This is a genomic window from Chryseobacterium sp. T20 (genome assembly GCF_047345655.1).
Taxonomy (GTDB): Bacteria; Bacteroidota; Bacteroidia; order Flavobacteriales; family Weeksellaceae; genus Chryseobacterium.
Genome location: NZ_JBLFDU010000014.1, coordinates 95,804 through 114,751, shown reverse-complemented (window position 1 = coordinate 114,751; position 18,948 = coordinate 95,804). Strand labels below are relative to the sequence as shown.

The 18,948-nt window shown below is 35.1% G+C and carries 17 protein-coding genes and 1 tRNA gene; 9 read left to right on the top strand and 9 right to left on the bottom strand.

All coding sequences use genetic code 11. The features are described from left to right. Positions 1–13 precede the first annotated feature (13 nt). On the bottom strand, positions 14–865 hold the full coding sequence (locus tag ACMA47_RS22710; RefSeq protein ID WP_062672485.1) for an ATPase: 852 nt from the start codon (positions 863–865) through the stop codon (positions 14–16). 85 nt (positions 866–950) lie between these two features. After that, complete coding sequence (locus ACMA47_RS22705) at positions 951–1,214, bottom strand: hypothetical protein (protein WP_034695874.1); 264 nt, start codon at positions 1,212–1,214, stop codon at positions 951–953. A gap of 363 nt (positions 1,215–1,577) precedes the next feature. Between ACMA47_RS22705 and ACMA47_RS22700 the strand changes: the two genes are divergently transcribed. The 7 genes from ACMA47_RS22700 to ACMA47_RS22670 all read left to right on the top strand — a co-directional run bounded on the left by ACMA47_RS22700 (position 1,578) and on the right by ACMA47_RS22670 (position 11,528). Next, the gene (locus ACMA47_RS22700; protein WP_062672481.1) at positions 1,578–2,036 is read left to right on the top strand and encodes a GtrA family protein; all 459 of its coding nucleotides are present in this window, start codon (positions 1,578–1,580) and stop codon (positions 2,034–2,036) included. Positions 2,037–2,039: 3 nt separating this feature from the next. Beyond that, positions 2,040–2,777, top strand: coding sequence for a lysophospholipid acyltransferase family protein (locus tag ACMA47_RS22695; RefSeq protein ID WP_413931604.1), 738 nt, complete (start codon positions 2,040–2,042; stop codon positions 2,775–2,777). Positions 2,778–2,807: 30 nt separating this feature from the next. Then, the gene (locus ACMA47_RS22690; RefSeq protein WP_413931603.1) at positions 2,808–4,253 is read left to right on the top strand and encodes an MFS transporter; all 1,446 of its coding nucleotides are present in this window, start codon (positions 2,808–2,810) and stop codon (positions 4,251–4,253) included. After that, entirely contained in the window at positions 4,243–5,307 is a 1,065-nt protein-coding gene (locus tag ACMA47_RS22685) for a DUF3810 domain-containing protein (RefSeq protein WP_413931602.1), read from the top strand. The genes ACMA47_RS22690 and ACMA47_RS22685 overlap by 11 nt, the downstream gene beginning before the upstream one ends. 713 nt (positions 5,308–6,020) lie before the next feature. After that, positions 6,021–7,535: a vitamin K epoxide reductase family protein gene (locus ACMA47_RS22680; RefSeq protein WP_413931601.1), complete on the top strand. Its 1,515-nt coding sequence runs from the start codon at positions 6,021–6,023 to the stop codon at positions 7,533–7,535. Positions 7,536–7,725: 190 nt separating this feature from the next. Beyond that, on the top strand, positions 7,726–9,921 hold the full coding sequence (locus ACMA47_RS22675) for a peptidase domain-containing ABC transporter (RefSeq protein ID WP_034695867.1): 2,196 nt from the start codon (positions 7,726–7,728) through the stop codon (positions 9,919–9,921). Between the two features lie 308 nt (positions 9,922–10,229). Then, the gene (locus ACMA47_RS22670) at positions 10,230–11,528 is read left to right on the top strand and encodes an HlyD family secretion protein (protein WP_413931600.1); all 1,299 of its coding nucleotides are present in this window, start codon (positions 10,230–10,232) and stop codon (positions 11,526–11,528) included. Positions 11,529–11,943: 415 nt separating this feature from the next. Here ACMA47_RS22670 and ACMA47_RS22665 read toward each other — a convergent pair. The 7 genes from ACMA47_RS22665 to greA form a co-directional block, all read right to left on the bottom strand. Then, positions 11,944–12,017 (bottom strand) — tRNA-Met (locus tag ACMA47_RS22665). A 44-nt stretch (positions 12,018–12,061) separates the two neighbouring features. Continuing rightward, the gene (locus ACMA47_RS22660; protein WP_413931599.1) at positions 12,062–13,354 is read right to left on the bottom strand and encodes a TlpA family protein disulfide reductase; all 1,293 of its coding nucleotides are present in this window, start codon (positions 13,352–13,354) and stop codon (positions 12,062–12,064) included. Positions 13,355–13,415: 61 nt separating this feature from the next. Then, a complete protein-coding gene (locus tag ACMA47_RS22655) occupies positions 13,416–13,613 on the bottom strand; it encodes a signal peptidase (protein WP_413931598.1) in 198 nt (65 codons plus the stop codon). Between the two features lie 29 nt (positions 13,614–13,642). After that, entirely contained in the window at positions 13,643–15,619 is a 1,977-nt protein-coding gene (locus ACMA47_RS22650) for a T9SS type A sorting domain-containing protein (RefSeq protein WP_413931597.1), read from the bottom strand. Between the two features lie 74 nt (positions 15,620–15,693). After that, on the bottom strand, positions 15,694–16,881 hold the full coding sequence (gene clpX / locus ACMA47_RS22645; RefSeq protein WP_413931596.1) for an ATP-dependent Clp protease ATP-binding subunit ClpX: 1,188 nt from the start codon (positions 16,879–16,881) through the stop codon (positions 15,694–15,696). Positions 16,882–16,949: 68 nt separating this feature from the next. After that, positions 16,950–17,339, bottom strand: a complete 390-nt coding sequence (locus ACMA47_RS22640; protein WP_047429226.1) for an HIT family protein — start codon at positions 17,337–17,339, stop codon at positions 16,950–16,952. Positions 17,340–17,396: 57 nt separating this feature from the next. After that, entirely contained in the window at positions 17,397–17,867 is a 471-nt protein-coding gene (gene greA / locus ACMA47_RS22635) for a transcription elongation factor GreA (protein ID WP_034695856.1), read from the bottom strand. Between the two features lie 109 nt (positions 17,868–17,976). Between greA and ACMA47_RS22630 the strand changes: the two genes are divergently transcribed. Continuing rightward, positions 17,977–18,432, top strand: a complete 456-nt coding sequence (locus ACMA47_RS22630; RefSeq protein WP_413931595.1) for a hypothetical protein — start codon at positions 17,977–17,979, stop codon at positions 18,430–18,432. A gap of 9 nt (positions 18,433–18,441) precedes the next feature. Next, entirely contained in the window at positions 18,442–18,891 is a 450-nt protein-coding gene (gene dtd / locus ACMA47_RS22625; protein WP_413931594.1) for a D-aminoacyl-tRNA deacylase, read from the top strand. Positions 18,892–18,948 lie beyond the last annotated feature (57 nt).

Below are 18,948 nucleotides of genomic sequence, written 5' to 3'. Positions count from 1 at the left end.
ATTTTGTTTTTTGTTAAAGTATATATTTAATGTGGTAATCTACTAAGCTTTCAATTGGTTTCTGCACAACATGTCCCACATTTAAATTAAGTTCTGTAGCTACAGAACGTAGTGTATTTTCATAATAATAAGCGATGGAACCGATAAAATTGATTTCGGCATCATGCGCTTCCTCATAAGGAAGAACCTGATATTCGAAGAAACTTTTCATTTCCTCAAAAACCATGTCTTTAAAATAAGGATGATCTTTTCTTTCGATTACAAATTTGGTAAAATTCGCCAGATAGGCGTTTGGCCTTGGAGTATGATACATGTTTTTCAATGCATCTTCTACGGTAAGCTGATAATCTGCTTCAAATTCTTTATGAAGATCTGCTGGCAGTTTCTTCATAAAATATCTGCGCACCAATTGCTTTCCGATAGCACTTCCACTTCCTTCATCCCCGATCAGGAATCCCAGTGAAGGTAGTTCTATCTTTACATTTTCACCGTCAAAAAAACAGGAATTTGATCCTGTGCCAAGAATGCACACGATAGCAGGTTTCCCACTGTATGCGGCATAGGCTGCAGCCATAAGGTCTTCCTTCACAATAATCTCTGCTTTTCCAAAAACCTTTTTCAGTTCTTCTTCTATGGTCTCGCAGTTTTTCTTCACACCGCATCCGGAACCATAAAAAAAGACTTTGGTAATTGAATTTTTAACCGATATCAGATTGCTATTCTTCTGTATTTCAGGAGCGATAAGTTCTCTGTTGATAAAATTCGGATTGAAACCGATTGTTTCTGTTTTCAGAAAAACTTTCTTAAAGTCATCAAGTATTACCCAATCCGATTTAGTAGAACCACTATCTACAATAGCAACCATATTTTAGATTTTAATTTAAGGGTGCTAAATTATGAATTTATCTTCAATTAGCGTTTAAAAACAACCTGGAAGCTGTCTAAAATCATTAATGCTTGATTTGTGTTTTTTTTTCGTTGAATTGTATAAGCCAATCTTCTATTTCATCTTCCAGATAGGAAGTCTGTAATACCATTGCATTGATAAAATCATCAGGTACCGGTTCTCCACTGGAGTTTTCAAGATTCCACAATTCGTTTGACATATTTTCATATTCTGAATACACTCTTTTGAAGCGGGAATTTTCTTTCTCAAGAGCCTCAATATTTTTCTGTTGAAGCTGGAATTTTCTGTATTTGTTTTGACGTTTCATACAAATATTATTAAAAATTGGGTCATAAAATGTTGGAGTATATGCGCTTAACCGTGCACTACAAGATAGAAAAAACCATCAACACAAGGAGTTGAAAATGAATTTATTATCAGGTCTTAATTACATCATTCTGAATATTAAAATTAGAAATAATTTTTATTAAAAAAAATATTTTAACAACTTTTTTCAGTGTTTAACATATAGTTATAAATTTGCATATTCATATTGTGAAGCTTTGGGATTATTGAGATTTCAAAACCATTCGTAACAGAGGGAATTCACTAAGGTGTTTATCTGCTGAGATATAAATCCGCTCTGTATGCTGTCCAATATGTACAAACATTTTAGTTTTATATTCATTAAATGAAAGAAATACTCTTACGCCAGAAACAGGTTTTGTTCTTCATCATTGCAGGAGGACTGAGTGCCATTGTAGAAATAGGAAGCTTTAAGATTTTCAGCACCTATCTTCCGCACTTCTTTGTAAAGGAAACCAACTTCTATGGAGTACACTATCCTTTAAGTAACATTTTTTCCACAAGCTGCGGGATAATTACCAATTACTTTCTGAGCATCTGGTTTGTATTTGAAAGAGGAAAACATTCAAAGAGAAAAGAGTTTGCTTATTTTATGGTGGTCTCCTTTTTTTCAACATTACTCAGCTTAGGCTTTTTCCAAATATTCTATAGTTTCATATTTAAAGATAATATCAATTTATTTTTTTATACCTTGAGCCCGGAAATGATCAGCAAAATTGCAGCAATATTGCTGGTTTCCATTCTGAATTATTCGATAAAGAAGAAAGTAATTTTTAACGGTTAAGCTGTGACAAAAATTTTAAATTATCTCTGGAGATTCTGGTTGCTTCTGTTAGCATTTTTTCTGACAGTCAGCATTGGAATCCCCGTTTACATTTTATCCTTTAATAAAAAGCATTATCAATACGGTTACAAACTTGTCAGACTATGGTGTTTCGGCATGTTTTACGGAATGGGCTTCAGATATGATTTAATTAAACTTTCAGAACAGGAAAAAGATAAGAATACACCTTACGTTTTTATCTCCAATCATACGTCCATTATGGATATTATGCTTGTATGCATTCTCTTCCCTGATCATCCGATTTGTTTTGTAGGAAAAAAAGAACTGGTAAAAATTCCGATTTTCGGAACCATATATAAAAGGATATGTGTAATGGTAGACAGAGCCAGTGCAAAAAGCCGTGCAGATGTGTACCGCAGGTGTGCTGAGAAGATGGAAGAAGGCAACAGTATTGCCATTTTTCCTGAAGGTGGTGTGCCAGATGACACTTCTATTATCCTGGATGATTTTAAGGACGGTGCATTTATGCTGTCTTCAAAACATCATTCTCCTATAGCTGTTTATACCTTTGTGGGACTCAAGGAAATGTTCCCTTTTGAAAACTCAAAAGGCTTTCCCGGAAGAGTAAAGGTATATTTTAATGGAATCATTGAGCCTACAGATTCGCCAAAAGACTTAAAGGCAGAGGCTTATGAGAAAATAAAAAAAACCTTAATCAGGTATTCCGTTGAAAGGAAATAGTTATATTTGTTTGTGAAATCTATAATAAATATGTCAAATTATTCTAAACAAACCAATTGGGCCCAATTCATTCCGTTGGTTACTGTATTCTTCTTTTGGGGATTTGTAGCAGCCAGTAATGATATTCTGATCCCCGTTTTTCAAAAAGCCTTCAATTTATCTCAAACTGAGAGTATGTTGGTACAGATATGCTTTTATGTAGCATACACTGTAGGTTCTTTAATTTATATGCTTGTATCAAAGAGCCTGAAACAGGATTTGATCAACAAAATCGGGTACAAAAACGGTCTTATTGTGGGACTTTTGATTTCCGCAATGGGAACTTTATTATTTTATCCGGCGGCTAATATGCATTCTTTCCCGTTAATGATCTCCGGATTATTTATTGTAGGTTTAGGATTCTCTCTTCAGCAGATTGTGGCTAATCCGCTTGCTATTGAAGTAGGTCCTACAGAAACGGGATCTCAGAGACTAACAATGGCTGGTGGAATCAACAACTTAGGAACTACCATTGGACCACTTATCGTTGCATTTGCGATTTTTGGTTCTGCAAGTGCCGGTAATACGGAAGCGAGTATAGAAAGTGTAAAGATACCTTACCTTATATTGGGAGCAGCTTTTGCTCTGGTAGCTTTAATGCTTAAATTCTCTTCCCTTCCTGCTGTAACGCCAACGAATACTGAGAATACAGATGATACAACTCCGGGAGAACACAGAACTTCGGCTTTCCAGTATCCTCAATTGGTAATGGGAATGATTGCCATCTTCGTGTATGTAGGAGTGGAAGTTTCTACCGCAAGTAACCTTCCTGCTTATATGGAAAAAAATTTAGGATTTGAAACAAAAGATGTAGCTCCTTACATCTCTTTATACTGGGCTTCATTAATGATTGGCCGTTGGACAGGCGCTGTGGAAGCATTTGACGTGAATGCCGGATTTAAAAAGATCTTAAGATTCTTAGCTCCTTATCTTGCATTTGGGGTGTTTTTATTCGTGAATGCAATTGCCAAGCATGATCTTTCTCCTTTCTATGTATATGGATTCATCATCATTGCGATGATTATCTGTGACATTTTAAGTAAAGGAAACCCGGCAAGAATGCTTTTAATCTTCTCTCTGGCAGGGATCACAGCATTGCTTATCGGTATGTTTACTACAGGAATGGTATCTGTGTATGCATTTACCAGCGTAGGACTTTTCTGCTCTACTTTATGGCCTTGTATTTTCGCATTGGCTATCAACGGACTTGGAAAGCACACTAACCAAGGTTCAGGATACCTTATTATGATGATTATGGGTGGAGGTATTGTAAGTTTTATACAAGGGTATATTGCAGATATTACCAATATTCATTTCAGTTATATCGTAGGGGTTATTTGTTTTGCTTATCTTGCATTCTATGCGATCCGTGTAAGTGGGATTCTGAAAGCTCAGGGCATTGATCTGGATAAAGTATCTAAAGGTAATGGTCATTAATATAACAACAAACATATATAAGAAAAAGAGATTTTGGGCAGGTGTTTTACTTGCCCAATTTCTTTTGTTTTATGGATTCTCAAAATCCAAAGTAATGATTTCTTTTTTTGAAAGTTTTTTTGAATTTCAGAAAGGGATTCATCAGATACTGTTCAGCTGGATTCCGTTTTCTGTTGGAGATCTTATATACATTCTACTGGGAGTTTTCCTTCTGTATTATTTGATTACTTCATTCAGTAAACAGCGAAGAAATAATTCACTGATAAAGATCCTGATAATTGTGAATGCTTTTTACTTTATCTATCAGATCTTCTGGGGCATGCTGTATTTCCAGACTCCAATCATTAAAAAACTTTCCAGCCAGGAGGAACCCGATATGAATAAGGCAAAAAAATTAGCCCTTGTCTATCTTGAAAAATGTAAGCAAACCAGACAGTCTGCTCATGAGGATAAAAATGGTGTTTTTATCATCATCAACCTTACAGATATACAAAAGGAAATCCTATACCAACAAGCCAAACTACCTTCTTATATTTCGGATAAAAAAGCAACTCAGGTTTTGGATATCAAACCAAGTCTGTTTAAAAATGTAATGAACTTTACCGGAATTCTCGGATATTACAATCCCTTTACCGCAGAAGCTCAGTATAACTCCGAACTACCTCATACTTTCATCCCCTTTACAACGGCTCACGAAAGTTCTCATCAGCTGGGTTTTGCAAGAGAACAGGAGGCTAATTTTGTGGGATATCTGATAGGTATTCACTCTACTAATCCTGAACTGAGATACAGCACCGAATTTTTTACTTTAAAAAGCCTTTTAAGATTTATTGTGGAGGAAGACCCACAGTTTGTAAAGAATATTCTTCATCAGTACTCTCCTGCTATGAAAAGAGACCGTGCTTATGAAAAAAGTTTTGTTTTTCAGCATCAGGGATGGTTGGATGACTTCTTTGGATTTACCAATAACCTGTTTCTGAAAAGTAACCAACAAGAAGGTTCTGTTACCTATTCCTACTTTATTGATCTTCTTCTGAATTATGAGAAAACATAAAAAAAGAATCGTATCAGGCGATACGATTCTAAAAACACAAATGATGAAAAAAAATTTATTACCTTGACTTGTTCCCTCATTCAAGGCGATGTAAAAGTACGACATATTTTATAAATACAAAAACATTTCCCTCCTTTTTTAAAACTTTATGAAAACTTTATGATTTTTTAAGTTTTTTTGAGTTCATCTCACCTTGTCACAAATCACACAAAACAGCGACATTCAACAACCAAAACAAGGATAAACGTCATATAAGTTATGAAAAACTCAAAAAATCAAACATTTGTTTAAACAAAAAACATTTCAATTTCATCCCGTTTTCACTATTTTAAAAATTGGAGTTATCTCTTATATTGTATAGGATATTTCTAAAATTTCAAATTCAAAAATTTACAATATATCCATCATTCTTGTCGCTGTTATTAATTCTGTTTTTAATTTAAAAATAAGAGTATTTACCCACATGGGGAAACTCAATCTATACTTCACCCTGGAACTGTTCAAACACAAGATTATTGAAATCAAAGCTTGTTTCTTTACAAGAGAATCTATTATTAGCATCAATACCATCCTGCATTATAAAGCACTAATCCTCTACAATAAAATACTGAGGATCAAATAAAATCTACCAACACCCATTTATATCTCACTAATAAAGGAAAATTTTTTTTGTATATTTAAAACATCTGTGTATTTTAGATAAAAATATTAATATGATTTTTGACAAACTAATTAACCATCTAAAACTCGATAAACAGGAATTTATTTTCCAGTTCAATTCCCATCCCAATTATCCATCTGCACTGGCATTTAGTGACACACTCAACTTTATGGGAGTAAAAAATGATGCTTACGAACTTGACAAAGAATATTGGGACGAACTTCCGGAAGAATTTATTGCTATTGTTGAGAATTCATTTTCCCTGGTAAAAAAGGCAGGAAGCAATTATTCCGTATATTCAGAAAAAGCAAAGACCTTCGGTAAAGAAGAACTTTATAATAAATCAACAGATTTTGTACTGCTGTTTGAGAAAACAGAAAATGCAGAAAGTAAACTGGCTTTTAATTTTAAACCGGTTCTTTATCTCATTTTTGCAACTGTGCTTGCCTATTCTTTTATTAGCCAAAGCATTTACGAAGCTCTGTTTAATGTACTTTCCTTAGCAGGAGTTTATATTTCCCTGGAAATTTTCAATCAGAAATTCGGGAATACTTCTACTGTCATCGGAAGTATATGTGGAGGCGGAGGCGCTGCAGCAAGTCAGACAGCCAACTCGTGTGATAAGATCATCAAACAGGATAAAACCAGTATTCTGGGCTTAAAATTTGCAGATTTTTCTCTGATTTATTTTGCAGGACTTGCCGTATTAGGTCTGTTCTTACCGGCAACAGCGTATATCGTAAAAGGCTTCACATTCGTTTCTGTAATTGCCATCGGATATTCTTTATACATCCAGGCATTTGTAGAAAAGACATTTTGTAGAGTATGTCTTTTGATTATTTCAATTCTGGTAGGACAAATTGTAATCAGCAGTTTATTTTTTGAGAATCTGTCTTTCAGTGTGGGAGCTCTTTTATTGACTGTTATTCTTTGGGCTCTTGTATTTTCTGCAGTTATCTATTTCAACACTCTTCTTGAGCAAAAAGAAGCTCTTCAAAAATCGAATGCGAAAAATCTCAGATTCAAGAGAAACTATGAGCTTTTTAAAAACCAGATGGAACAAAATCCAAAAATAGAATTTCAGGATACTGAAACTTTTGCTGTTGGAAAAAGAGATGCTAAACTTCGTATTTCTATCGTTTCCAATCCATACTGTGGTTTCTGTAAAGATGCACATAAGCTTGTTGAAGGACTTTTGGAAAAATATCCGGAGAATATTTCACTACAGATGAGATTCAATTACAGCCCAGACAGAGCTCCAGAAAAATACACTCAGCTGATTTCAGATTTAACTCATATCTATCATAACAAACCTGAAAAAGAATTTTTACATGCTGTAGAAGAATGGTTTGAAACTAAGGATGAAAGCAAAATCAATGCGCTTTCCGGAGGAAACGTAACCTCAGAAAATCTGAATCCATTAGTAGAGATGTCCATAGAAAACAGTAACGCAGGATTAAGCTTTACTCCTATCTTTATCATCAATGGATATCAGTTTCCAGACAAGTATGATCGTGAAGATATTTTATTCTTTATTGATGAATTAATAGAAGATGATGAGATCTAGTAAATAAATCTCATTCATTTAAAAATTTCACTATCTTAGGAAAAACAAAATAACCATCTGAAAAGATGTAAAAGAGTAGAAAAACGGTGATCAATGGGACTATTTCCAGTTTACCATTTCATTGAATTATAATTGAATTAAAGCAAAAATGTCGTCATTTATTGACGGCATTTTATAATGAGTAGTAGTTTTGAAAAAAAAGTTTCCTTTTTATAAGCAACCAGATACCAAAGATTGTGGCCCTACATGCCTCAGAATCGTCAGTAAGTATTATGGTAAAAGTATATCTCTGCAGCAGATTCGTAACCTTTCCGAAACAACCCGTGAAGGAAGCAGCCTTCTTGGCCTGAGCGATGCCGCAGAAAATCTTGGATTCCGGTCAATGGGAGTCCAGATCGATTTCAATACCCTTACAGAAGAAGTTCCTTTTCCATGTGTAGCACACTGGAATAAAAACCATTTTGTTGTTGTATACAAAATCGACAAAAATAACAAAGTCTATATTTCAGATCCCAGCTATGGACTGATCACTTATACCAGAGAAGAATTTATCAAGTCCTGGATTGGAGAAAATGCCAACGAAAATACAGAAGAAGGAATTGTCCTGATTCTTGAAACCACTCCTGCATTCTTCCAGACAGAGTTTGATGCTGAAGAGAGTAAGGCAAGCTTTACATTCTTGTCCAAATATCTTCTTAAGTATAAAACACTTGTTATACAATTGGCTATTGGTCTATTAGGAGGAAGTTTACTTTCCCTGATATTCCCGTTTCTTACCCAAAGTATTGTAGACGTCGGGATCCAGAATCAGGATATCAATTTTATCTATGTAGTTCTACTTGCCCAAATTATGCTATTCCTGGGAAGAATGGGAATTGAGACCATCCGAAGCTGGATTCTTCTTCACCTTTCGGCAAGGATCAATATTTCGATCATCTCCGATTTCTTTATCAAATTAATGAAACTTCCGATAAGTTTCTTTGATACCAGAATGACAGGAGATATCATGCAGAGAATTAATGACCACCACAGAATTGAACAGCTTCTTACAAGCTCCTCACTGAATACATTATTCTCTTTGGTCAACCTTATTATCTTCAGTATTGTATTATTATTTTACGATTACAGACTTTTCATCGTTTATCTCGTAGGAGCTGTATTATATATTGGCTGGATCAGTTTTTTCTTAAAAAAGAGAAAAGAGCTTGATTATAAAAGATTCTCACAGGTATCTCAGGAACAAAGTAAAGTAATTGAGCTTATCAACGGTATGCAGGAAATCAAAATGCATAATGCCGAGAAGCAAAAACGATGGGACTGGGAATTTCTACAGGTAAAACTATTTAAGATCCGAATAAAATCTCTTTCATTAGAACAATGGCAGTCTGTTGGAGGAAACTTTATCAATCAGATGAAAGATATTCTGGTGAGTTTCCTTTCTGCAAAACTTGTTTTAAGTGGAAACCTTACTTTGGGGATGATGCTTTCTGTTCAGTACATTATTGGACAGTTAAACAGCCCGCTTCTTCAGCTTATCGACTTTATCAAACAGACTCAGGATGCTAAAATTTCCCTTGAAAGATTAGGAGAAATCCATGATAAAGATGATGAAGAAGATAAAAATGAGCAGTACGTCACAGATGTTCCGAAGCAAGATATCGAAATCAAAGATATGTCATTCAGATATATTGGTTCTGATGTTCCGGTTTTTGAAAACTTAAGCCTTACGATTCCTTATCAGCAGACCACAGCTATTGTGGGAGCCAGCGGAAGTGGAAAAACGACTTTATTGAAACTGTTGATGAAATTTTATGATCCGGATCAGGGTGAAATCAGAATCGGAAATACCAATATGAAAAATATTTCTCCGAGATACTGGAGAGATCATTGTGGAGTTGTAATGCAGGAAGGATATGTATTCAATGATACCATCGCCAATAATATTGCGGTAGGTGAAGATCATATAGATAAACAAAAACTGAGACGTGCTGTAGAGATAGCCAATATCAAAGATTTTATTGAAAGTCTTCCATTAAGTTATAATACAAAGATTGGAAATGAAGGAGTAGGTGTCAGCGGTGGTCAGAAGCAGAGACTGTTCATTGCAAGAGCTGTTTACAAATCTCCTGAATATATTTTATTTGATGAAGCTACCTCTGCATTAGATGCCAATAATGAGAAAGTGATTATGGAAAATCTTGAACAGTTCTTTAAAGGTAAAACAGCAGTGGTGATTGCCCACAGACTTTCAACGGTAAGACATGCTGATAAAATCATTGTACTGGATCAAGGAAAAGTAGTTGAAGAAGGAAGCCATGCCGATCTGGTAGATTTAAGGGGAGAATATTACAGACTTGTAAGAAATCAGCTTGAATTAGGCAGTTAATCATAAAAGCAAAAATATAGCGGAATCCGAAAAGCTTATAGAGTAGGAAAAATAAAACTAATTTAATCATGAAAAATCTTAAAAAACTTTCGAGAAAAGATTTGACATTAGTCAGCGGAGGAGTAATTATTCCGGACAATAACTGTTGTGGATCCTGGTGCCTTGGTAGCTGGGTACCATGCCGTATTAAGCATTTTGAATGCCCACCCGATGCAGACACTTCGCCACCATCTTGGTATGATGGGAACTGTCCAATTATTTAAATTATATTCCCCCTGAAATATTGGGGGAAATTTTACCTCAAAACAATGAAAGAAGACGTTTTAGACAATATTGAACTCCGTTCAGAGAGTGTACAGGATATTCTTACCCAGCCACCACATTGGATGATCCGCTGGGGAAATACCATGATATTTATTATCCTTCTGTTGATTCTCTTAATGAGCTACATTATAAAATATCCGGAATTTGTACCGGCTCCTATTATTGTAACTTCCCAGAATCCTCCTGAGAAAATAGAAGCACGAACCAGTTCCAAAATTGAGAAAATATTCATAAAAGATCATCAGGAAGTTAAAAAGAATGACGTTCTGATGGTGATGCAGTCTGCAGCTAACTATAAAGACATTTTAGAGCTTAAAAAACTGGTAGACTCCATCACACCTGATAAATTATATACCTTCCCTATTGCCCAGGCTTCAAGATTTAAACTGGGTGAATTGCAGGGTGAATATAACAGTTTCGCAAAAGCATTTCAGGATGAAGCTCTTTTTACAAGACTACAGCCTTATGCTCCAGAAAATCTGGCCGCCAATCAGAGCATTTCAGAATATAAAATAAGAATTGCTACTTTGAAACAGCAGAAGAACCTGGAATCTATAAAATATGATCTGACAAAGAAAAACTTCAACAGATCTCAGGAATTATTCAACCAAGGGGTTATTTCAGCCATGGAACTTGAAAACGAAAAGATCAAATATCTTCAGGCTCAACAAAACCTTGAGAATATTAAAATCTCCATATCCCAAATGGATGAAGGAATTTCCAATCTGAATAAGACCAAAAGCGGAACTGCCATTAATACAGAAAAAGACAGAATTACATACTCTTCACAAACTCTACAGCTTCTTGAACAGCTGCGAAAATCTCTAAAACAGTGGGAACTGAATTATCTTGTGATCTCATCCACTGATGGTGTTGCCAGTTTCCAACAGTTCTTTGGCGAGAATCAGTTCGTAAAGGTAGGAGAACCCATCCTTTCTATTCTTCCTAAAAATAAAGAGCAGTTAGTGGGCAGAATGTCAGTCCCTACTACAAATTCAGGAAAAATAACTCCTGGTGAGAAAGTACTGATTAAACTGGACAATTACCGATTCCAGGAATACGGTATTATCGAAGGAAAGGTACAGAACATCTCTCTGATTCCTGATGAAAAAGGAAATTATTATGTAGATGTAATTTTACCAAAAGGATTAAAAACAAGCTATAATAAAACACTCACATTCGATAAAGAGCTTAGAGGCAGTGCAGAAATTGTAACACAAGACCTGCGACTGATTGAAAGATTCTTCTATCAGATCAGAAAGTTACTTGGATATCAGGTTTAATAAACCTTTTATTAAAAAACTACCCCCGTTTTACAAATTGTAAAACGGGGTTTTTATTACTTATTTTAAAAATTCTCATTCGTCTGATAATGTTTTGCAGAAGTTCAATCTCATTCATTTAAATAGCCTAATATAGCCACAATCTACCCAAGTAAAGGGTTTTATTGCAAAAGATATGATCATTTAAAAAAGGGCAATAAGAAGACGAATATGAGGACAATCATAATATTAGTTGATCATGAAAATTAACCGAACACTATAATGAAGCTGAAAAAGTATAATTATTCCCTTAATATTTCATCAGAAGAATGAAATCATTAAAAAATAAAATTCATTGGAAAGAATTAAAAGGTAAAAAGGCAATTCTTTTAAAAGTAAAAACCGCAATCATTAAATCAATGATTGCGGTTTATTGTAGCGAAGACGGGAATTGAACCCGTGACCTCAGGGTTATGAATCCTGCGCTCTAACCAACTGAGCTACCTCGCCGTTTTGGTGGTGCAAATATAGAAAATATTTCTTTACCTCCAAAATTATTTTAGCTTAAAATATTCTAAAACATCACCAACATGATCTGGTTTGCTGATTATCTTATTGTTAGCATCCAAAATAAAATACGTCGGAGTTGCATGAATATTATATAAATCTGTGTAACTACTGTTCCATCCTCTCAATTCTGAATCATTCACCCAAGGAAATGCAGCAATTTTTTTGGTATATGAATTCTTATCCACATCTAAAGACAGCCCTACAATCTGAATATTTTTTGATTTCAGATCATTATATTTTTCCAAAAGTTTTGGAAGTTCACTTTCACAGTGTGAACATGTGGATGACCAGAACACCACCACCTTTTTATCGGCCTTTATATCGTGTAAAGATTTTGCTGTGGTATTAACAGGTGACTGGAACTTATAATTAGGGAAAACAGCCCCCATTTCGATGTTTGCGTTCGATTTCAATGTAGAAGCAAGCCTGTCAGTAATGGTACATTTAAGATTTTTAGCTAAAGACAGATATTTGCTCTTGTATTCATCCATCTGATAGACATCAAAAATATCAATCAATTCTGACAATACAGTCTGCCCTCTTGGAGTTTCAACTTTTAAACGATCCAGTAACTTATCAACAGACGCTGTAACATTTGTATTTCCTCCTGAATTCAGATAAGCAACCAATACAGGTCTCAATAATGATGAGCTTTCAAGCATATCATTTGATTTGTCCAGAAAGTTGATGATTTCTTCCTGATCTACTTTCTTAGTTGAATCGGGTGAGTTGGAAAGAAACTTGCTGTAATTCGTATTATAATAAGCAATAAACGGGTGTTGCGCAGCATCAATAGAACCTGAAGCACCGGAAAGTCTGTCAATTTCTGTTTTCAGAGCTTTTCCAAAATCTGTATTGTCTTTGTAATATTCTTTGATTTGTGCTAAAGCTGGCAAAATAAGCTCTTTCTTTTGGGAGCCTTCCTGTTGTTTGCTCATCAGATTATTGGCATCATCCAGATAAATAACATCTTTTACTTTGCTATTCTGAATATCCAATTTAAAGTTGACATTTTTATTTTCAGAAATAAAGCTTACGGTATTATTAGAGCCAGGAAAATAAACTTTCATCATCCCCATATAATGACCTGGGTATTTAAAAGTCCATGTACTATTCTTACTCTGTTCTTTAGTAACAATAATATCTTTTGATCCGTTAAGTGTATATAGAATAGCATCCTGGTCTTTAAAGTCTGCCGGAGTCTGAATTGTAACAGTAAATTGAGCCTGTAAAGCAAATGCAGCCAAAACCGCTGATAGCGTATAAATCTTTTTCATAAAGTAAAAATAAAAAAACTCCCTGACTAATCAGAGAGTTTAATATTATTTTAATAAAATTTTATGCTTTTACGCTCTTGTACTTTTTTGTAAAGTAAACAATAAATCCTATTGCTACGATACCCAGTACATATACATACATATCAATTGGTGAGGCAGGTGACCCGGTACCGTTTCCTCCGTTACCTCCTCCTCCCGGGATTGCTGGTTGTGGTGGAGCGGCATTTGCTAGAGATACAGCAAATAGGAAAAATGCCAAGACTAGTTTATTAATAGTTTTCATGTGGTTTATTTTAAGATTTTAGTGTTAACAGTTTCTCCCTTATCAGAAACGATTTTTACAACATATGAATTTTTAACTGAGCCATCAAGCTCGATTACAAAATCTCTGGATGTTTCAACCGCTTTTTTAGAGATTACCAGTTTACCGCTCATATCATAAACTTGAATGTCTGCTTTTTTCCATTTTGGATCAAATCTAACAATGTAATTTGTAATAGATGGATCGTAAACAACAAGTGTTCTGGAAACACTAGGAGTTGCTTTATCCACACCTAAAGTAATATTACTTGGTTCACCATAATACAAGTTAGCTTCTTCATTTGTTACAGCTACCACATCTCCCTGTTTAGCCTGTACTAAATTTCCATTTTCTGCTTTATAGTAGAAACCAATTCCTGAAGATAACTGGTGTGCACCAGCAGGAATAAGTTCTGCATTTTCTCTGATCTCGAATTTATAAGATTTAACCTGATCAAGTTTGTAGTTAACTAACTTAACATTTTTACCTTGGAAGTTCCCCTCATTAGCTTCGTTAATATATAACCAATAGTTAGTATAATTATTATCATACCCACCATTCAATGCTTCTTCGTAAGTACCGATAATTCTGGTACCAGCTGAACTTTGAACTGTTGTAGCAGTAGAAACCTGGTGTCCTGTTGTAAATGATGGAGAAACCACGTAGTACGTTCTGGAAATCTCATTACCATTAGCATCAAGACCAATTACTCCAAGCTGTTTTACAGTATTGGCTGTATTCTTACCAGCCATTCTAGCTGCATTTACACCGTTAGGAGTACCTGCTGTTCTAGCTGTTGATTTGAATCTTCTCAGTGGATTAAAGTCTAAAGTCTGAGCTGTATTGTCTCTTAACTTTATTTTAAACGACTGCATAGGTTTGATAACCATTTTATCTAGGTTCACATCTCCAACTGCCGGAGCAACTCCGTCACCTGTAGCTACGTAAGTAACTACCTGAGCACCTGTAGCGTAAGTAGAACCTCCAGGAAGTGTAACAACAGTACCTGGATTATATTCAATACCCCAGATATTTTTTACGGCATTTCCGTCTGATCCTGTAACACTTTCAGTATATCCGATATTAGATAAATCTAAATTAGTAAGGAATGGGTTACCAAATTGATAGAAGTTTTGTCCAAATGTTCCAGCCCATGGAGTTGTAGTAAATTCAAATGAATCATCAAGATAAGTATTGTACTTTTCGTTGTAAGAATTCACAGCATTACCACCATTTCCGAATACCACATTGGAAGCTCCTAAATTAGATTTTCCTGCATTCTGTAATGATACAGTTCCTGCTAGTGGAGCATACGGTTTTCCATTGATATTGAAAACAGTTCCTGTTGCAGGTGTGCTTGGGTTCCAGTCATTGCTGGAAACTTTCAGCATATAATATCCTGAACCATCAGCAGTAGTAGAAGCTAAATTTGTAAAATGTGCAGAAACTGCATTAGCGTTATCCCACTTTAGAATTGGATTACTATATCTACCCGTATTAAAAGTTTTACCAACTTCAGTAGATAATGTACTTAAGGCTTTACCAAAGAAAGGTAAAGCAACTTGTTGGAAATAATTGCCACTTCCGTTACTTGTAGTTCTGTACTCTTTAGTGACAATACCTGTAATGTTGGACTGGGATAGTCCGTCGATGTACAGCTGGCCATACGTGGAAGTAGCAAAAGAAGCAGGGGTATTAAGTCTTAAGATGATATTTCCACCGTCAGTCTTATCAGCACCACCGGCATCAATTGTTTTTAAGAGATCCGTACCAGATCCTACAACCATGATATTTCCATGCACGTCCAAAAGGCCATTACCCTTTGTTTGTACACCTCCACCGCTATAAACTAGGGTGCCTTCGCTCACATACATATTAGCATTAGTGTCAACATGACATAGTATCTGCGCCTGAACAGAATAACTAATTGCTAAAAGACCTATAGCAAATAAACTTTTTCTCATTGTATAAATTATTTGTGTGTTAATACAATCTTCACCCGCAAAGGTATTATTATTTTTCTTAAAAAAAAAATATTTTATCTATTAATCAAAACATTATCTTCATTTAAGATGATATCTTTCTCCTCTCCTATTGAAAACATATAGTCTTCTAGAACTTTTTCGGTGGTCCCTCTAAGCCCTCTTGCACCTAATCCTTTTTCAATAGTTTCCTCTACGATTTTTTCAATTGCTCCGTCTGTAATAACCAAATTTGTGCCATCCATTTTAAAAAGTTCCACAAATTGATTCACGATAGAGTTTTTGGGCTCCTTCATGATTCTTACCAACGTCTCTTTTGTGAGTTTATCGAGGTAAGTGATGATTGGAAATCTTCCCAAAAGTTCCGGAATTAATCCGAAAGTACGAAGGTCAATCGCATTAATATTTGTTAATATATATTCATCCTCGTCTGTTTTATTGATTTTTTCAGAGCTGAAGCCAATTGCCTGTTTGTTCATTCTTCTTTCGATGATCTCTTTGATCCCGTCAAAAGCTCCTCCTGCAATAAATAAGATGTTTTGGGTATTTACCTGGATATATTTCTGATCCGGATGTTTTCTTCCACCTTGTGGCGGAACATTCACAATACTTCCTTCCAACAGTTTTAATAATCCCTGCTGTACGCCTTCTCCTGAAACGTCTCTTGTAATACTTGGATTGTCGGATTTTCTGGCAATCTTATCAATCTCATCGATGAAGACAATTCCTTTTTCAGCTTTTTCCACATCATAATCTGCGACCATCAAAAGTCTTGAAAGAATACTTTCAACATCTTCTCCTACATATCCGGCTTCTGTTAAAATAGTAGCATCCACAATACAGAAAGGAACATTAAGTTCTCTTGCAATAGTTTTTGCCAGAAGCGTTTTACCCGTTCCTGTCTCTCCTATCATGATAATGTTTGACTTTTCAAGCTCTACTTCTCTGTTTTCATCCTGAGCGTGAAGCAATCTTTTATAATGGTTATACACCGCAATGGAAAGTTGCTTTTTTGCCTGATCTTGTCCGATCACATACTGATCAAGAAATTCTTTGATCTCTTTTGGCTTTTTAAGCTCTTCCATACTATCAGCAGGTGAATATCCTGTTTTTGATGCACTGTCTTTTACGATAGCATGTGCCTGCTCTATACAATTTTCACAAATAAAACCATTCTGCCCAGAAATCAGCATCTGTACTTCATTTCTTTTTCTGCCACAGAAAGAACATTGGTTGGAATTCATATGATATAATATATATGTATATGTTAAAGAAAATCGTAAAAAATTACTTTTTTACGATTTTCTGGTTGTTAAGAATTAATAATTGAGTGTTGAATCTCTGTATATTCTTCGTTCGTTAATTTTAATCTTTCATTTCTGAAATTCATGTCTTCCATCTTATTTAAAGGAATCAGATGGATGTGTGCATGAGGAACTTCAAGTCCTACCACTGCTACTCCTACTCTTACACATGGAACTGCAGTTTTGATCTTCTTGGCTACCTCTTGGGCAAATCCCCAAAGGTTTTTGTATTCTTCACTTTCAAGATCAAAAATCAAATCCACTTCTTTTTTAGGTACTACTAAAGTATGTCCCTTCACTAAAGGCATTGCGTCTAAGAATGCAATAAAGTTTTCATTTTCTGCAATCTTATAAGAGGGAATTTCGCCATTAATGATTTTTGTGAATATAGTGCTCATTTTATCAGAAGTTTGGGTTAGATATTTAGAAGTTCAGAAATAGAAAGGAGTATAAGACTATAAAGAGATGTCTAATACTTCGAAAGACAGTTTGTTTCCGTTAGGTAAAGTAATTTCAGCAATTTCGCCAATAGCTTTTCCTAACAGTCCTTTTGCGATAGGTGTGTTCACAGAAATCTTTCCTGTCTTCAGGTCGCTTTCGTTATCCGGTACCAATGTAAATACCTGCTCTTGCTTGGTAGCATTGTTTTTAAGTTTCACTGTTGTTAAGATTGAAACTTTTGAAGTATCTAATTGGCTTTCGTCTATAATTTTAGAAGTAGAGATAACATCTTTCAGCTTGGAAATTCTCATTTCAAGCATCCCCTGAGCCTCTTTAGCCGCATCGTATTCTGCATTTTCCGATAAATCTCCTTTATCTCTTGCTTCTGCGATCTGCTGAGTAATTTTTGGTCTCTCCACAGTTTCCAACTGTTCCAGCTCAGCTTTCATTTTCTCTAGGCCCTCCTTAGTAACATAGCTTGCCATAATTTTCAAAATTTAGTTTTAGTATAAAAAAATAATCCGACATTTGCCGGACAATGTTTTCGTGTTGTAATCGTTTAATTTTTACAAATATATAAAAATTTAAATTGAAATGAAAAAAACTTTTTCAATCTTATCCATTTTCATTTTATTGATTTTCAGTAATTTAACCATAAACTCATGCGGAAGCAGAGAAGATACCGTGAACTGTTTCCCCAATGTTCCCATCAATGTATCTCTTAATTTAAACCTGCCTGCTTATTACGCTTTAAACAATATCAACGGCTGGATTTATGTCAACGAGCAACAATCAGGAACCAGAGGATTGATTATTGTCCGAACTGCAAACGGATTTAAAGTCTATGACAGGAATGCACCACATCTATGCCCTGATAATAATACAACCCTTGAGGTAAAAGACAATATTGCCATTATATGTCCACAGGATAATACAAGATGGATCTTAAGTACAGGGCAGCCGGAGTCTGGAGCCAAAACGTCTCTGCCACCTAAAACTTATCCTTACAGTTATGATGCTGCAAGCAAAACTTTAAATGTTTATTATTAAAAATACAAGATGAAGATCGTTATACAAAGAGTCTCCGAAGCCAGTGTAAAAGTGGATGGAAAAATTGTTGGAGAAATCGGGAAAGGGCTTATGCTGTTGGTAGGTATAGATGAAAATGATGAAAAGACAGATGCGGACTGGCTTGTACAGAAGGTTTTAAACCTGAGAATCTTTGGAGATGAAGATGACAAGCTTAATCTTTCTGTGAAAGATATTTCAGGAGAAATCCTTTGCATCAGTCAGTTTACATTGATTGCAGATTATAAAAAAGGCAACCGTCCTTCTTTCATAAAAGCAGCAAAACCTGATAAAGCTGTACCTCTTTTTGACTATTTTAAAGAAGAAATCGCTAAATCCGGACTAAAAACAGAAAGCGGAATTTTCGGAGCAGATATGAAGGTTTCCCTGACCAATGACGGACCCGTTACTATCGTCATGGATTCTCTTACCAAAAGCTAAATCCGGAAATAAATATAACCATAAAGCAATACGTTTCAATTCATTGGAACGTATTTT

Excerpts from the sequence above, each read along its gene's own strand:
- ACMA47_RS22710 (WP_062672485.1), bottom strand. The coding sequence starts at position 865 with ATGGTTGCTATTGTAGATAGTGGTTCTACTAAATCGGATTGGGTAATA.
- ACMA47_RS22705 (WP_034695874.1), bottom strand. The coding sequence starts at position 1,214 with ATGAAACGTCAAAACAAATACAGAAAATTCCAGCTTCAACAGAAAAAT.
- ACMA47_RS22700 (WP_062672481.1), top strand. The coding sequence starts at position 1,578 with ATGAAAGAAATACTCTTACGCCAGAAACAGGTTTTGTTCTTCATCATT.
- ACMA47_RS22690 (WP_413931603.1), top strand. The coding sequence starts at position 2,808 with ATGTCAAATTATTCTAAACAAACCAATTGGGCCCAATTCATTCCGTTG.
- ACMA47_RS22685 (WP_413931602.1), top strand. The coding sequence starts at position 4,243 with ATGGTCATTAATATAACAACAAACATATATAAGAAAAAGAGATTTTGG.
- ACMA47_RS22680 (WP_413931601.1), top strand. The coding sequence starts at position 6,021 with ATGATTTTTGACAAACTAATTAACCATCTAAAACTCGATAAACAGGAA.
- ACMA47_RS22670 (WP_413931600.1), top strand. The coding sequence starts at position 10,230 with ATGAAAGAAGACGTTTTAGACAATATTGAACTCCGTTCAGAGAGTGTA.
- ACMA47_RS22660 (WP_413931599.1), bottom strand. The coding sequence starts at position 13,354 with ATGAAAAAGATTTATACGCTATCAGCGGTTTTGGCTGCATTTGCTTTA.
- ACMA47_RS22650 (WP_413931597.1), bottom strand. The coding sequence starts at position 15,619 with ATGAGAAAAAGTTTATTTGCTATAGGTCTTTTAGCAATTAGTTATTCT.
- clpX (WP_413931596.1), bottom strand. The coding sequence starts at position 16,881 with ATGAATTCCAACCAATGTTCTTTCTGTGGCAGAAAAAGAAATGAAGTA.
- ACMA47_RS22640 (WP_047429226.1), bottom strand. The coding sequence starts at position 17,339 with ATGAGCACTATATTCACAAAAATCATTAATGGCGAAATTCCCTCTTAT.
- greA (WP_034695856.1), bottom strand. The coding sequence starts at position 17,867 with ATGGCAAGCTATGTTACTAAGGAGGGCCTAGAGAAAATGAAAGCTGAG.
- ACMA47_RS22630 (WP_413931595.1), top strand. The coding sequence starts at position 17,977 with ATGAAAAAAACTTTTTCAATCTTATCCATTTTCATTTTATTGATTTTC.
- dtd (WP_413931594.1), top strand. The coding sequence starts at position 18,442 with ATGAAGATCGTTATACAAAGAGTCTCCGAAGCCAGTGTAAAAGTGGAT.